This is a genomic window from Polynucleobacter sp. 78F-HAINBA, from assembly GCF_018882325.1.
Lineage (GTDB): Bacteria > Pseudomonadota > Gammaproteobacteria > Burkholderiales > Burkholderiaceae > Polynucleobacter.
Window position 1 is genome coordinate 76,669 of record NZ_JACVOQ010000005.1, and the last position, 13,857, is coordinate 90,525.

The following is a 13,857-nucleotide window of genomic DNA, read 5'->3' on the forward strand; positions in this document are numbered from 1 at the left end:
TTTATGAGTTTTAAGTACCATGTTTTTTTCTGTCTAAACCAGCGCAGTAATGGCGAAGACTGCTGCGATCGCCATAATGCTTTTGCATTATTTGACTATGCAAAAAAACGCGTGAAAGAGTTGGGACTGTCTGGCCCTGGAAACATTCGCATTAATAAGGCGGGATGTTTAGACCGTTGTGCTGATGGCCCTGTAGCGGTGATTTATCCAGAGGGTATTTGGTACACATTTGTGGATACCGAAGACATCGAAGAAATAATCCAGTCACACTTAATACAAGGACGCCCAGTAGAGCGTCTGCAGTTAGCTTAAAAAGATTTGAGAAAGTTTGCCTCATGAATAGCCGTACAAAAATAATTCATATTGATGGTGTTGTTGGTCAAATCGAAATGTCGATTGATCTTCCTGATGAATTAAAAAACAACCCTGATTTTGTAGTGAGAGGTTTGGCCTTGGTTGCACATCCACACCCGCTAATGGGTGGAACAATGGATAACAAGGTTGCGCAAACGATGGCTCGCGCTTTTAATCAATTGGGTTACGTCAGTGTGCGCCCCAATTTTCGCGGAGTGGGTGCTACAGCTGGTGTGCATGATGACGGCGTTGGCGAGATGGAAGACTTGCTACACGTCACCGATTGGATGCGCACACCTTCCAGCTGGAATCAATTTGAGGCTACCTCGCAACAGGCATGGGTGCAGACTGCGAATACCTTACCTTTGGTGGTTTCTGGATTTTCATTTGGAAGTTTTGTCGGAACGCATTTAGTGCAACGCTTAGCGGAGCTAGGACGCCCAGCTGAGCGGCTTGTCATGGTAGGTAGCGCAGCTGGCAAGTGGGTCCTAGCACCCGTTCCTGCTGATACGATTTTGATTCATGGCGAAGTGGATGAAACCATTCCCCTAATTGACGTTTTAGATTGGGCGCGTCCTCAAGAGTTAACAGTGCAAGTGGTGCCAGGAGCGGATCATTTCTTCCATCGACGTTTACATTGCATTCGCAACATCATCACAGGCGCTTGGTTGGGAATGCCCGATCATCGTAATCAATAAAGAAAATTGAGAAAGAGAAAAAGACATGACTGAAGATAGAAAATCCCTTATTGAATATCCATCAGAATTTCCAATTAAGGTGATGGGCAAGACTAACCCAGAGTATTTGCCTGCGATCTTGCATATTGCGCGTCAATTTGACCCTACTCTTGATGAGAGCAAGGTTGAGCAACGACCTTCTAAAGATGGAAATTATCTCGGTATTACTTTGCCAATTACTGCGACCAGCCGTGAGCAGTTAGATGAGTTGTACCGCACTCTATCGACACATCCTTTGGTGAGCGTTGTTCTCTAAATTATTTGCATGAGTTTTTTAGTAAAACATTTAGGGGTGGCTGACTACGAGTCAACTTATCAAGCGATGCGAGAATTTACGCAGCAGCGAGATAGCGATACTCCAGATGAAATCTGGATTCTGGAGCATCCTCCAGTATTCACATTGGGTTTAGCGGGAGATGCAAGTAATTTGCATTCCCCTAGCGATGAAATCCCGTTGGTACAGGTCGATCGTGGTGGCGAGATCACTTATCACGGGCCTGGGCAAATTGTGGTGTATCTACTGCTCGATCTGAGGCGATTGGGGATTTTTGTAAAAGAGCTTGTATCCCGAATTGAGCAGGCTTTGATTAATACTCTTGGTGACTTTGGAATTCAGGCAGAAAGACATGCTGGTGCACCCGGTATTTATGTTGCTCGGGAGAGTGCGATGCCATTGGAGTATCGGGGCGCCAAGATTGCTGCTTTGGGCCTCAAAGTCTCCAAGGGATGCTCCTATCATGGGCTTGCTTTGAATGTATCGACCGATTTAGCAGCTTTTGCCCGTATTCACCCATGCGGGTATGAGGGCTTAAGGACGGTGGATATGCAAACCCTTGGGATCAAGGACAATATAGACATTATTAGCCAAACCCTTTTAGGGCATTTGCAAAAGCAACTAAGTTCATCATGACCACCAATAAGCCGGATCTCGATATCACCGCCACTGGCAATAGTCGCCAGGACCTTAATTACGATGCTTCCCGTAAGCAGAAGTCGAGTGAAAAAACTGCGCGTATTCCGATCAAGATTGTTCCATTGGAGCAAGTGCTCAAAAAACCAGATTGGATTCGAGTTAAAGCTGCCTCTGGAAATTCTCGCTTCTCTGAGATTAAAAAGATTCTTCGTGAGAATGAGTTGGTCACAGTTTGCGAAGAGGCAAGTTGTCCCAATATTGGTGAATGTTTCGGCAAGGGCACTGCTACCTTCATGATCATGGGTGACAAATGTACCCGTCGTTGTCCATTTTGTGATGTGGGTCACGGTAGACCAGATCCGCTAGATACCAAAGAGCCTGGTAATTTAGCGCGTACGATCGCTGCTCTCAAATTAAATTATGTTGTGATTACTAGCGTAGACCGCGATGATTTGCGTGATGGCGGCGCTATGCATTATGTGGATTGCATATCTCAGTCACGAGACCTCTCCCCAAGCACTCGGATTGAAGTCTTGGTTCCAGATTTTCGGGGTCGCTTAGATAAAGCTTTGGATATTTTTTCAGAGCATGCCCCGCAAGGTTTGCCTGACGTGATGAATCACAATTTAGAAACAGTTCCACGCTTATACAAAGAGGCGCGTCCCGGTGCTGACTACGCACATTCTTTAAAGTTGCTGAAAGATTTCAAAGAGCGCTTCCCGCATATCCCAACTAAGAGCGGTTTAATGGTTGGCTTGGGAGAAACTGATGAAGAAATTTTAGAAGTCATGCGCGATATGCGTGAGCACAATATTGATATGCTGACTATTGGTCAGTATCTAGCTCCTTCAGGACATCACCTGCCAGTTCGTCGTTATGTGCATCCTGATGTCTTTAAGCATTTTGAGGAAGAGGCTTATGCTATGGGCTTCTCACATGCTGCCGTGGGCGCGATGGTTCGCTCTAGTTACCATGCTGACCAACAAGCGCATGGGGCTGGCATTGTCTAAACGTATTCTTAAAAAGTTTGGTGTAGCTCTAGCGTTTGGATTTCTACTATCTGCTTGTAGTCCTAAATTAGACTGGCGGACTGTGCAGTCTCCACAAGAAGGCTATAGCGCTTTGTTCCCAGGCAAGCCCGAAAAGATTGAGCGAAAACTCCCATATCAAAACCAAGAAATTCCACAAACCTTAGAGGCAGTAAAAATTGAGGATGATATTTATTCGGTGAGCACAATTCACTTGGGTAAAGATCAAGTCGCGCTAGCGCCTAAGTTATTAGAGCAATTACAAGGCAACCTATTAAATCGTGCAAATGCTAATTTTGAAAATGCGGTTACTGAAGATGCTTCTTATCAAGCGGCTAATCGTCAACGCTTGCCTACTAAAGATTATTTTTTAGAATTCAAATCCACTGGTGCGATAGAGCAGTCAATGCGTGTGCGTTGGATCACCAGGATTGTGCCAGACAATGGAGCTTGGATTTATCAAATTTCGGTTTTACATACTGCGCCAGCGCGAGTAGCTGCAAAACAATTTTTTTCTGAAGAGGCCTACTCTAATTTCTTTGATGAGTTTCATCCAGAATAGTTTCCGGACGAAACTAAAATTCTGATTAAGACTTTTCTAAAGCCGCTACTTTAGCTTCGAGGGCTTCTAGTTTTTCTCTGGTCTTAGCAAGCACCTTAGATTGCAGATCAAATTCTTCGCGAGTAACCAGATCCATTTTCTGAAAACCCTGATTCATCATCGCGCGGACATTCTTTTCAATCTCTTGCGCAGGTGAATTACGAATAGCATCTCCAACCTTGTTTTGCATATCGCTAGCAATGCGTTGGATTTGTTCTAGGATTTCGCCTGGTTTTTGCATAATGCGGCCCGCCGTTCTATTGAAAGTTGCTTAAAAGATACAGATCGTATTTTAAGTTGTAGAGCCAAAAACAGGCAAAACCAGCCAAAAATGCTGCAATTGCACCAAAATGAACGCAAATGGTGCAAATATAAGCACCAAAATTGGGCATAAGCCTTATTTAGGGGAATCGCCCCAAATTGAGATGACTCCCGAGATTCATGATCACTCCATGCAATAAAGCATTTATCCCTTTTTTTCATGACCACCAAGGAGTTTTATATGAAAACTATTCAAAAGACAGCCATCGCTCTAGCGGCATCTGGCTTATTTGCAACAGCGGCATTTGCGCAAACAGCACCCGCAGCTGCTCCAGAGGCTCCTGAGGTGAGTCCAATTACAGCTAACGTGACAGTAACAAATAACTATATCTACCGCGGTATTTCGCAATCAAATTTCAAGCCTGCGATTCAAGGTGGATTTGACTATGCCCATGAAAGTGGCCTCTACATTGGTAACTGGAACTCATCAATAAGTTGGGTGTCAGATGGTGGTGCCGCCACTAGCGCCCCTATAGAGATGGATTTTTATGGCGGCTTTAAAAAGGATTTAATAGCAGAAGGCTTTGCTTCTGATATTGGTCTTTTACAGTACTACTATCCAACCAGTGGAATCATCGCTGGATTTACAAATCCAAATACAACGGAAATTTATGCTGCACAAAATGCAACATTCGGACCGGTTACGGGCTTCTTGAAATTTTCATATGCCCTCAGCAATACTTTCGGATTTGCTAACAGTACGGGATCAAGCTACCTTGATTTAACGGGGAACTACGATACTGGTTTCTATGGCATTTCATTAAATGCACACGTGGGTATGCAAAGAATTGCAGGCCAGTACTACACGGCTGAGCAGGCTACTGTGAGTTATACCGACTGGAAGCTGGGCCTTACAAAAGACTTTGGTGGTGGCTTATCCGCATCAGCAGCTTATGTTGGTACCAATGTCAAGCAGGGTAGTGGAGGTTCATACGCTTACTATTCACCAACAGGAAGAAATCTTGGCGGTCAAACAGGTTTAGTGTCTCTCACAAAAACTTTTTAATTCTTTCCTCTGAACGGAGAAACCTATGAAATTAATTACCGCAATCATCAAGCCCTTCAAGCTTGACGAAGTGCGCGAAGCTCTCTCAGAAGTGGGAGTTTCGGGTATTACCGTCACTGAAGTTAAAGGCTTTGGCCGTCAAAAAGGTCACACCGAGTTGTATCGCGGTGCTGAGTATGTTGTCGACTTTTTGCCTAAAGTAAAAATTGAAGCTGCTGTTGAAGATGGCATCTTGGAGCGAGCGATTGAAGCAATTGAAAAATCTGCTCGTACTGGAAAAATTGGTGATGGCAAGATTTTTGTCTCCCCGGTTGAACACGTCATTCGCATTCGTACCGGTGAAACCGGCGCGTCAGCACTTTAAAGAGAGGTTCAAAATGTTAACTTGGATGAAAAAACTCCTTGCTAGCGGTGCGGTAGCTTTGGCTATTGGTGCTACTGGCGTTATGGCGACTTCATCAGCTTTTGCTGAAGAGGCTAAGCCAGTTGCCGCTGCCGCTGCCGCTGCGGTTGCTGCTGCTCCGGCATTGGTCCCAAATAAGGGTGATACAGCTTGGTTGCTGGTGTGTACCGCACTAGTAATCTTGATGACATTGCCTGGTTTGGCCTTGTTCTACGGTGGTTTAACACGTAGCAAGAACATTCTTTCTGTACTCGTACAGTGTATGTTTGTGTTCGCGTTGATCACAGTGTTGTGGTCCCTTTATGGATACAGCTTTGCATTTACTGAAGGTGGCGCATTCATTGGTGGACTCGATCGCTTGTTCTTGCAAGGCATTACTCCTGACTCAGTTGCCGCTACATTTAGTAAAGGCATTGTGATTCCTGAGTATGTATTTATGGCCTTCCAAGCTGCGTTTGCAACTATTACTTGCTGCTTGATCATTGGTTCATTTGCTGAGCGTGCTAAGTTTTCTGCAATCGTTGTATTTGTAATCCTTTGGTTCACATTTAGCTACTTGCCAATCGCTCACATGGTTTGGTTCTGGCCTGGTCCTGATGACATCAAAGATGCAGCATCACTTGAAGCAATTACAGCGCGTGCTGGTTGGTTGTGGCAGAAGGGTGTTCTCGACTTTGCTGGCGGTACCGTTGTTCATATCAATGCTGCTATCGCTGGCTTGGTAGGTTCATTCGTGATCGGCAAACGTTTGGGTTACGGCAAAGAAGCAATGAAGCCGCATAACTTAGTGTTTGTAATGATCGGCGCTTCACTATTGTGGTTCGGTTGGTTTGGTTTCAATGCCGGTTCTGCTTTAGAGGCAAACGGTAGTGCAGCCTTGGCATTCGTAAACACATTGTTGGCAACAGCTGCAGCAGTATTGAGCTGGTCAGTTGCTGAGTGGGTCCACAAAGGTAAGCCTTCCATGTTGGGTGGTGCATCTGGTTGCGTAGCTGGTTTAGTTGCTGTTACTCCTGCTGCTGGTTTTGTAGGCCCAATGGGTGCCCTCGTAATTGGTGCTGCTGCTGGCGTAGTTTGCTTGTGGGGTGTTTCTGGTCTCAAGAAGATTTTGGGTTCAGACGACAGCTTGGATGTATTCGGTGTGCATGGCGTTGGCGGTATCTTGGGTGCTTTGTTGACTGGTGTGTTCGCAGATCCAGCTTTAGGCGGAACAGGTATTTGGGATTACGTAGCAAATGCTGCTGCTCCTGACTACTCCATCGCTAGCCAATTGTGGATTCAGAGCCAAGGTGTCATCGTTACCCTAATTTGGTCTGGCGTAGTTTCTTATATTGCCTACAAATTGGTTGATATGGTGATTGGCCTGCGCGTTAAAGAAGATGCAGAGCGCGAAGGTTTGGACATCACTTCCCACGGTGAGTCTGCTTACGAGTCTTAATTAGCGTTTTTACCCCTCACTGGGCGGCTTTTGTTGGCTGCCCGGTTTTTAAGCGCGGGATCCTCGGATTCCGCGTCTTTCTTTTAAAAATCTTACAATGGTGAAATGGTTCCACATCTCATCACTGCCCTTAGCGGCCCTCTTCTCGATCTCGAGTCGAAGGTATTAGAAGCAACCCCAACTATTGAGCGCTGGTTCAGGCTTGAGTGGCAGGAGCACACTCCGCCGTTCTACTGCTCAGTTGATCTGCGTAATGCTGGCTTTAAGCTAGCTCCAGTCGACACTAATCTCTTTCCGGGCGGCTTTAATAATCTATCTCCACAGATGTTGCCTTTGGCAGTTCAGGCAGCAATGGCTGCAATTGAGAAGATTTGTCCTGAAGCAAAAAATTTACTGTTGATACCTGAGCGACATACTCGCAATACCTTCTACTTGCAGAATATTGCACGCCTATCTTCGATCTTGCGACAAGCAGGCCTCAATGTGCGTCTGGGTACTTTGTCAGATGAAATTAAAAAGCCAACGTGGATTGATTTGCCTGATGGCAATCGCCTCTTGATGGAGCCTTTATCTCGTTTGGGTTTGAAGAAACAGCGATTGGGATTAAAAGATTTTGATCCTTGTTCAATTTTGCTAAACAATGATTTGTCAGCAGGCATTCCTCCAATCTTAGAAAATCTGCATGAGCAGTATCTCTTGCCGGGCCTGCACGCAGGATGGCATGTGCGCCGCAAATCAAATCACTTTGCTGCCTATGACGAAGTTGCAAAGAAATTTGCAAAGGTGGTGGACATTGATCCTTGGATGATTAATCCTTACTTTGCTAGTTGCTCTAATGTGAACTTTCATGAGCGCAAGGGCGAAGAAGAATTACAAGCGGCTGTAGAGAAAGTTCTCAAGAAAACTGCCAAGAAATACCGTGAGTACGGCATTAAAGAAAAACCATACGTTGTTGTTAAAGCCGATGCTGGAACATACGGTATGGGCGTAATGGTAGTGAATGATCCTGCCCAGCTCAAAGGCTTGAATCGTAAAGACCGCAATAAGATGAGTGTTGTCAAAGAAGGCCTTGAGGTAAGTGATGTATTGATTCAGGAAGGTGTTTACACCTTCGAGAAAGTGAATGAAGCTGTCGCTGAACCAGTGGTGTACATGATTGACCGTTATGTAATCGGCGGCTTCTATCGCGTACATACTGACCGTGGCCCCGATGAGAATTTGAACGCGCCTGGCATGCATTTTGTACCTTTGGCATTCGAGCAAAACTCCATGCCAGATCTGGCTGCTAAGCCTGGTAGCGCACCGCCCAATCGCTTTTATCTCTATGGCGTTGTCGCTCGCCTAGCTTTATTGGCCGCTTCTTTAGAACTGGAGCGTTCCGATCCTAATGCTGAAGCTGCTTAACTTTATTTGAATGCTCGGACATAAGATGAATCTCCTTTTCATTGCTGACCCTTTGGAGTCTTTCAAGATTAGTAAAGATTCCACCTTGGCAATGATGCGAGTTGCACAAGAGGCAGGGCATCAATTGTGGTTTTGTCAAAGTCGCAATATCCTTTGGAGGGATGACTTTGTAGTAGCGGATTGTCAGTCTCTCGACATTAAGCCAAGCGGTACTGCATGGTTTGAATTGGGCCCCGTTGAAGATCGCCCATTAAATACTTTTAACGCAGTCATGATGCGTACTGATCCACCGTTTGATATTGAGTATCTCAATACCACTTGGTTGTTATCTGCTGCAGTTCGTCAGGGTGCAAAAGTATTTAATAACCCGATGGCTATTCGGGACCATTCTGAAAAAATATCTATTACTGAATTTCCAGAGCTTATTCCGCCAACTTTGATTACGCGCGAACTTAGTGCAATCGAGGTATTTCATCAAGAGCATCAGGATATTGTGATTAAGCCTTTAGATGGCATGGGTGGTATGGGCGTGTTTCGTGTCGGGCTGGATGGCTTGAACCTTGCCAGTATTGTGGAGACGCTTGGCGAGAACGGCGCACGTACTTTGATGGTGCAAAGATTCTTGCCTGAAATAGCTCAAGGCGATAAACGGGTCTTGCTGATTGGTGGCGAGGTAGTGCCATTCGCATTGGCTCGCATTCCACAGGGTAGCGAAATCCGAGGTAACTTAGCTGCTGGTGGCAAAGGAGTGGCTATGCCACTGACGGATGCCGAGCTTAAGGTTGCAGAGCGCCTTGCCCCAATTTTGAATGCCCGGGGCTTGTTCTTGGTAGGATTAGATTTAATTGGTGCTTATGTCACAGAAATTAATGTGACCAGCCCAACATGTTTTGTAGAAATTACTGAGCAAAGCGGATTTGATGTCCCGAAATTTTGGTTAACAGCGCTTGAAAAGGCATTGGCATAAACATGGTTGGAATCGTAATAGTTGCCCACACCCCAGTGGCAAGCGCGATGCTCGGTTTTGCTGAGCATGCATTTGGTGTAGTGCCCGAGAGGGTTAGGGCTGTCGATATTCCGCCCTATGAAGACACAAAGGCTAGCTTCGATCGAGTGTTAAGGGCGGCATACGGCGTCAATACTGGTCAGGGCGTTTTAATCCTCACTGATGTGATGGGCGCTACTCCAGCCAATGTGGCATCTAAGCTTGAAGCTCTAGGGCCATTATCTGGCCTGAATGCGCCAGTGATTGTGTTGGCGGGACTTAATTTACCGATGTTGATGCGTTGCATTTCTCATCGCGGAGAGGGCCTAGAGGAGCTGGCTCAGAAAGCGCTTCAGGGTGGCCAAAATGGCATCCTACGATTGGGTTCTAAAGCCCCACAAGCCACTACGGAGAGATAGGGCCCACTATGCCTGTTGCTGAAATTGAAATCATTAATAAGTTGGGCTTGCATGCTCGCGCATCTGCGAAGTTATCTCAACTTGCTGCAGAGTTTCCTTGCGAAATCTTCCTGTCCCGTAATGGCCGTCAAATTAATGCCAAAAGCATTATGGGCGTCATGATGCTAGCTGCTGGCATTGGCAGTACAGTCACTTTAGAGACTGTTGGTGAAAAAGAAGATGAGGCAATGCAGGCCTTAACGGCATTGATTAACGATCGATTTGGCGAGGGCGAATAAGGATGACTTTTGCTTTGCACGGAATAGCAGTATCTAAAGGCATTGCTATCGGCAAAGCCGTACTGATATCACGCGCAGCATTAGAGGTTAGTCATCACTTAATTGAAGCTGGTAAAGAAGAGGCTGAAGCCCAAAAGTTATTAGATGCTTTTGAGCAGGTGCGTCTGGAGTTGGCGCAATTGCGCCAAGGGTTGCCTAAAGATGCACCACAAGAAATGGCTGCGTTCTTGGATGTGCACGGCATGATTCTGGCAGACCCGGCTTTAGCTGAGAAGCCAATTAAATTAATTCGCACTCAAAGATTAAATGCTGCTTGGGCTTTAACAACCGAGCTGAATGATCTTTTAGAGCAATTTGCTGATATTGAGGATGCGTATTTAAAAGAGCGTGCCAACGATATTCGGCAGGTAGCTGAGCGCGTAATTAAGGCTTTGAATGCTCAGAAAAAAGATCCTTTACACGATGCCGATTTTTTGCCTGCAAGCGATATCGGCATAGAGTCGATTATTGTTGCCCACGATATTGCTCCCCATGACATGCTGCGCTTCAAAGAGCATGCCTTTACGGGGTTTGTAACGGATCTTGGCGGTAAGACCTCCCATACCGCCATTGTTGCGCGAAGCATGGAAATCCCCGCAGTAGTCGGTGTGCGCCATGCCAGCGAAATGATTCGCCATGGTGATTGGCTGATATTGGATGGCGAGCATGGGGTTGTCGTAGTTGCGCCCGATGAACAACTCCTTGCTGAGTATCGAAAGCTACAAGCCCAAGCCTTAAAAGAGGCCCGCAAATTAAAACAGTTAAAGCATGCCAAGACAGAGACGGCTGACCGCGTTGAGATTGAGTTATTTGCCAATATTGAGTTGCCTGAGGATGCTATTCAGGCAGTGAAGTTGGGTGCTGTAGGCGTTGGCTTATTCCGCTCCGAATTTTTATTTATGGATCGCAAGCAAGCCTTGCCCGATGAAGAGCAGCAGTATCAAGAATATCGCCGTGTAGTTGATTTAATGCATGGTCTGCCTGTCAATATTAGAACTATTGACGTTGGTGCCGATAAGGCATTGGGTGGTGGAGGCGATGTTTCTCAAACTGGTGCATCACCACTGGGATTGCGAGCGATTCGCTGGTCTTTGACCGAGCCTGAAATCTTTCTAACGCAACTTAGGGCCATCTTACGTGCATCGGCCCATGGTCAGGCGCGCATCATGATTCCGATGTTGGCCCATGCTAAAGAAATCGACGAAACATTTAGATTAATTGAAAAAGCAAAGCAGCAATTGCATCAGCGTGGCAAAGCATTCAATCCGAATATTCAAGTTGGTGCCATGATTGAAATTCCAGCGGCTGCATTGATGCTACCCTTGTTTATTAATCGATTTGATTTTCTTTCGATTGGTACGAATGACTTAATTCAGTACACCTTGGCAATTGACCGCGCAGATCATGCGGTAGCGCACCTGTACGATCCTTTGCATCCTGCTATTTTGAATTTACTGGCAAGCATTATTGACCAAGCTAAACGCGCGGATGTGCCAGTTGCTGTTTGCGGAGAGATGGCGGGCGATCCTGCGTTAACAAAGCTATTGCTCGCACTCGGGCTAACGGATTTCTCAATGCACTTCAGTCAGCTGTTGTTAGTTAAGCGTGAGATCCTAAAGGCAAATGTGGGCCTATTAAAAGCCCGTGTTCCTAGGGTTCTGCGTGCTTACGAGCCCGAAGAGCAGGCCAAGGCATTGGAGCGATTGCTTTCTTAATTCCCTAATGTTGGGAGCCGCAAACTTTGCATGCGGGATTTCGAGAAATGCGAATCTCATCAATTTGAGTATTGAGCGCATTCCAAAGCAACATTCTTCCTACTAAAGGCTGACCAAAGCCAATCAATACCTGAAGGGCTTGGGCTGCTTGCATCGCGCCAATAATGCCAACCAAGGGCGAGAAGATACCCATGCTGGCACAGCTAACTTCCTCGAACTGTTCTTCCGGAGAAAAAAGGCAGGCGTAGCAGGGTGACGTTGCACTCCGAAAATCAAAGACGCTCAATTGACCATCAAATTTGAGGGCAGATCCAGAGATGAGTGGCACCTTGTGATTAAAGCAGGCTGCATTAATGAAGTGGCGGGTAGCAAAGTTATCAGTGCAATCTAGGACGAGGTTTACTGATGGCAAAAGATTGCTCAATAAATTCTTGGTCGCCTTCTCTGCGATTGCGTTAATCGTGAGGGTGGGATTAATGCTGTGCAAAAACTGTTTTCCTGACTCCACCTTACTTTTGCCGATGGAGTTTTGACTATGCATGATTTGTCGTTGCAAATTAGTGAGCTCGACTTTGTCATGATCAACTAGCGTTATTTTTCCGACACCGGCTGCGGCTAAATAGGGTGCAGCAGCGCTTCCAAGTCCACCTGCACCAATGATCAGGACGTGCGAGCCAAGAAGCTTTTCTTGGCCAGCAACATCAATTTCTTCTAGCAGTAAATGCCGCGAGTAGCGAAGTAGCTGCTCATCATTCATATGCATGCCTAGTTGCTAGAACTTACTCTAGCTTAGAGGCTGAGCGTTTAACTGGCTCACCATTGATAAATGCGACTGCCTGAGTAAGCATGAAATCATCTGCGCTACCGAGCTCGACAGGTTTTTTAGACTTGTCTTTTTCTTTCTCTTCAGGAGTCTTCTTGGCATTTTTTTCTTCAATGCGCTGAAGCTCCTCAAGGCGACGCTTTTCACGATCGGCAACCAGTTTTTCTTCTGATGATTGCTTGTTGCGCAAATGCTTCTCGCTATCAACTTCGCGGGTAATTAATACATCATCCGGATCGCCATCTTTATTTTGATCAACTGCGATATCCGGTTTGACGCCATAAGCTTGAATCGATTTACCACTCGGTGTGTAGTAATAAGCAGTAGTGATCTTCAGCGCAGAATCATTAGTCAGTGGGCGCACTGTTTGTACAGAGCCTTTACCAAAAGTAGTCTTACCAATGATGGTTGCGCGTTTGTAATCTTGTAATGCGCCAGCCACAATTTCAGAAGCGGAAGCGGAGTAGGCGTTTACCAAAACTACCATAGGTAATTTTTTATACATCGCTGGCACACCAGCTAAGGGATCACCAGGCTCACTGAGGCGATACATTGCAGGTGTTGCATTGAACACCTGCTTAGAGTCAGCTGTCTGACCCTTAGTGGAAACAATTACAGCATCTGCTGGCAAGAAAGCGGCGGCAACACCGACCGCACCTTGTAGCAAGCCACCACCATTGTTTCTGAGATCAAGAATGATGCCCTTCATTTTGGGATCTTGATTTGCCAGCTCGGTTAATTTTTTGGCTAGATCAGGAACAGTGCGCTCTTGAAAGCTAGTGACTCTTACCCAGGCAATATCGTTATCTAAAATTTTGGCTTTAACTGACTGCACTTTAATTTCAGCCCGGGTAATTGTTACTGGAAAGCTACGCTCTTCACTCTTACGGAAGACGGTCAAAGTAATTTTTGTGCCTGGCGTACCGCGCATGGTACGCACTGCTTTATCCAGCGACATCCCGCGAACAGGTTTGTCATCTAAGCGGGTAATCAGATCGCCAGCCTGTAAGCCAGCTCGCGCTGCGGGACTATCTTCAATTGGATTGAGTACTTTAACAACGCCATCTTCTGAAGTGATTTCAATTCCAAGACCAGCAAACTTGCCACTGGTTTGTTCTTGCATTTCAGAGAAATCTTTTTTATCAAGATAGGTAGAGTGCGGGTCAAGACTGCTCACCATCCCTTTGACAGCATCGGTCAGTAACTGTTTATCTTCAATCGGCTCAACATACTCACGTTTGATTTGAGCAAAGACATTCGATAATGTGCGCAGCTCATCCAAAGGTAGCGTCGCGCCTTGTTGGGCGGTGGCTGATAGTTGAATAGTGGCTGCAACCCCGGCGATGAGGCCGACAGAGACTAGGGCAAAGTTCTTGAAAAATACGCGCATGCT

General features: G+C 46.1%; 17 protein-coding genes. 14 read left to right on the top strand and 3 right to left on the bottom strand.

Features of this window, described 5'->3' with window-relative positions; genetic code table 11:
- Positions 1-3 precede the first annotated feature (3 nt).
- Genes ICN11_RS06880 through ICN11_RS06905 form a run of 6 tightly spaced genes read left to right on the top strand, consistent with a single transcriptional unit; the run spans position 4 to position 3,594 of the window.
- The gene (locus ICN11_RS06880) at positions 4-312 is read left to right on the top strand and encodes a ferredoxin (protein ID WP_216229722.1); all 309 of its coding nucleotides are present in this window, start codon (positions 4-6) and stop codon (positions 310-312) included.
- 23 nt (positions 313-335) lie between these two features.
- Positions 336-1,052 (top strand): alpha/beta hydrolase, encoded by a 717-nt coding sequence (locus ICN11_RS06885; protein ID WP_216229723.1) that lies wholly within the window; start codon positions 336-338, stop codon positions 1,050-1,052.
- Between the two features lie 25 nt (positions 1,053-1,077).
- On the top strand, positions 1,078-1,347 hold the full coding sequence (locus tag ICN11_RS06890) for a YbeD family protein (RefSeq protein WP_114654086.1): 270 nt from the start codon (positions 1,078-1,080) through the stop codon (positions 1,345-1,347).
- Positions 1,348-1,356: 9 nt separating this feature from the next.
- Entirely contained in the window at positions 1,357-2,001 is a 645-nt protein-coding gene (gene lipB / locus ICN11_RS06895; protein ID WP_216229724.1) for a lipoyl(octanoyl) transferase LipB, read from the top strand.
- A complete protein-coding gene (gene lipA / locus ICN11_RS06900) occupies positions 1,998-3,014 on the top strand; it encodes a lipoyl synthase (protein WP_216229725.1) in 1,017 nt (338 codons plus the stop codon). The genes lipB and lipA overlap by 4 nt, the downstream gene beginning before the upstream one ends.
- Complete coding sequence (locus tag ICN11_RS06905; RefSeq protein WP_255539907.1) at positions 3,007-3,594, top strand: hypothetical protein; 588 nt, start codon at positions 3,007-3,009, stop codon at positions 3,592-3,594. The genes lipA and ICN11_RS06905 overlap by 8 nt, the downstream gene beginning before the upstream one ends.
- A 25-nt stretch (positions 3,595-3,619) precedes the next feature.
- Here ICN11_RS06905 and ICN11_RS06910 read toward each other — a convergent pair whose 3' ends face one another.
- Positions 3,620-3,874: an accessory factor UbiK family protein gene (locus ICN11_RS06910; RefSeq protein ID WP_015422110.1), complete on the bottom strand. Its 255-nt coding sequence runs from the start codon at positions 3,872-3,874 to the stop codon at positions 3,620-3,622.
- A 261-nt stretch (positions 3,875-4,135) separates the two neighbouring features.
- On the opposite strand from ICN11_RS06910, the gene ICN11_RS06915 reads away from it, so the two are divergent.
- The 8 genes from ICN11_RS06915 to ptsP all read left to right on the top strand — a co-directional run bounded on the left by ICN11_RS06915 (position 4,136) and on the right by ptsP (position 11,641).
- Positions 4,136-4,960: a TorF family putative porin gene (locus ICN11_RS06915; protein ID WP_216229726.1), complete on the top strand. Its 825-nt coding sequence runs from the start codon at positions 4,136-4,138 to the stop codon at positions 4,958-4,960.
- 25 nt (positions 4,961-4,985) lie between these two features.
- Positions 4,986-5,324: a P-II family nitrogen regulator gene (locus ICN11_RS06920; protein WP_011903792.1), complete on the top strand. Its 339-nt coding sequence runs from the start codon at positions 4,986-4,988 to the stop codon at positions 5,322-5,324.
- Between the two features lie 13 nt (positions 5,325-5,337).
- On the top strand, positions 5,338-6,801 hold the full coding sequence (locus ICN11_RS06925; RefSeq protein ID WP_216229727.1) for an ammonium transporter: 1,464 nt from the start codon (positions 5,338-5,340) through the stop codon (positions 6,799-6,801).
- A 105-nt stretch (positions 6,802-6,906) separates the two neighbouring features.
- Entirely contained in the window at positions 6,907-8,205 is a 1,299-nt protein-coding gene (gene gshA / locus ICN11_RS06930; protein WP_216229728.1) for a glutamate--cysteine ligase, read from the top strand.
- A gap of 25 nt (positions 8,206-8,230) precedes the next feature.
- A complete protein-coding gene (gene gshB / locus ICN11_RS06935) occupies positions 8,231-9,172 on the top strand; it encodes a glutathione synthase (protein ID WP_216229729.1) in 942 nt (313 codons plus the stop codon).
- A 2-nt stretch (positions 9,173-9,174) separates the two neighbouring features.
- Complete coding sequence (locus ICN11_RS06940) at positions 9,175-9,609, top strand: PTS sugar transporter subunit IIA (RefSeq protein WP_216229730.1); 435 nt, start codon at positions 9,175-9,177, stop codon at positions 9,607-9,609.
- An 8-nt stretch (positions 9,610-9,617) separates the two neighbouring features.
- Positions 9,618-9,887, top strand: coding sequence for an HPr family phosphocarrier protein (locus ICN11_RS06945; protein WP_015422104.1), 270 nt, complete (start codon positions 9,618-9,620; stop codon positions 9,885-9,887).
- 2 nt (positions 9,888-9,889) lie between these two features.
- Positions 9,890-11,641 (top strand): phosphoenolpyruvate--protein phosphotransferase, encoded by a 1,752-nt coding sequence (gene ptsP, locus ICN11_RS06950; protein WP_216229731.1) that lies wholly within the window; start codon positions 9,890-9,892, stop codon positions 11,639-11,641.
- A 4-nt stretch (positions 11,642-11,645) separates the two neighbouring features.
- Here the strand turns inward: ptsP and ICN11_RS06955 are convergent, their stop codons facing one another.
- Positions 11,646-12,398 (bottom strand): molybdopterin-synthase adenylyltransferase MoeB, encoded by a 753-nt coding sequence (locus ICN11_RS06955; RefSeq protein ID WP_216229732.1) that lies wholly within the window; start codon positions 12,396-12,398, stop codon positions 11,646-11,648.
- Between the two features lie 22 nt (positions 12,399-12,420).
- Positions 12,421-13,854 carry a S41 family peptidase gene (locus ICN11_RS06960; RefSeq protein ID WP_216229733.1) on the bottom strand — a complete coding sequence of 478 codons (1,434 nt, stop codon included), beginning with the start codon at positions 13,852-13,854 and terminating at the stop codon, positions 12,421-12,423.
- Positions 13,855-13,857: the final 3 nt, after the last annotated feature.

Coding starts and splice junctions, on each gene's coding strand:
- lipA (WP_216229725.1), top strand. CDS start 1,998: ATGACCACCAATAAGCCGGATCTCGATATCACCGCCACTGGCAATAGT.
- ICN11_RS06940 (WP_216229730.1), top strand. CDS start 9,175: ATGGTTGGAATCGTAATAGTTGCCCACACCCCAGTGGCAAGCGCGATG.
- ICN11_RS06890 (WP_114654086.1), top strand. CDS start 1,078: ATGACTGAAGATAGAAAATCCCTTATTGAATATCCATCAGAATTTCCA.
- ICN11_RS06915 (WP_216229726.1), top strand. CDS start 4,136: ATGAAAACTATTCAAAAGACAGCCATCGCTCTAGCGGCATCTGGCTTA.
- ICN11_RS06955 (WP_216229732.1), bottom strand. CDS start 12,398: ATGAATGATGAGCAGCTACTTCGCTACTCGCGGCATTTACTGCTAGAA.
- ptsP (WP_216229731.1), top strand. CDS start 9,890: ATGACTTTTGCTTTGCACGGAATAGCAGTATCTAAAGGCATTGCTATC.
- ICN11_RS06925 (WP_216229727.1), top strand. CDS start 5,338: ATGTTAACTTGGATGAAAAAACTCCTTGCTAGCGGTGCGGTAGCTTTG.
- ICN11_RS06960 (WP_216229733.1), bottom strand. CDS start 13,854: ATGCGCGTATTTTTCAAGAACTTTGCCCTAGTCTCTGTCGGCCTCATC.
- ICN11_RS06880 (WP_216229722.1), top strand. CDS start 4: ATGAGTTTTAAGTACCATGTTTTTTTCTGTCTAAACCAGCGCAGTAAT.
- ICN11_RS06945 (WP_015422104.1), top strand. CDS start 9,618: ATGCCTGTTGCTGAAATTGAAATCATTAATAAGTTGGGCTTGCATGCT.
- gshA (WP_216229728.1), top strand. CDS start 6,907: ATGGTTCCACATCTCATCACTGCCCTTAGCGGCCCTCTTCTCGATCTC.
- gshB (WP_216229729.1), top strand. CDS start 8,231: ATGAATCTCCTTTTCATTGCTGACCCTTTGGAGTCTTTCAAGATTAGT.
- ICN11_RS06910 (WP_015422110.1), bottom strand. CDS start 3,874: ATGCAAAAACCAGGCGAAATCCTAGAACAAATCCAACGCATTGCTAGC.
- ICN11_RS06885 (WP_216229723.1), top strand. CDS start 336: ATGAATAGCCGTACAAAAATAATTCATATTGATGGTGTTGTTGGTCAA.
- lipB (WP_216229724.1), top strand. CDS start 1,357: ATGAGTTTTTTAGTAAAACATTTAGGGGTGGCTGACTACGAGTCAACT.
- ICN11_RS06920 (WP_011903792.1), top strand. CDS start 4,986: ATGAAATTAATTACCGCAATCATCAAGCCCTTCAAGCTTGACGAAGTG.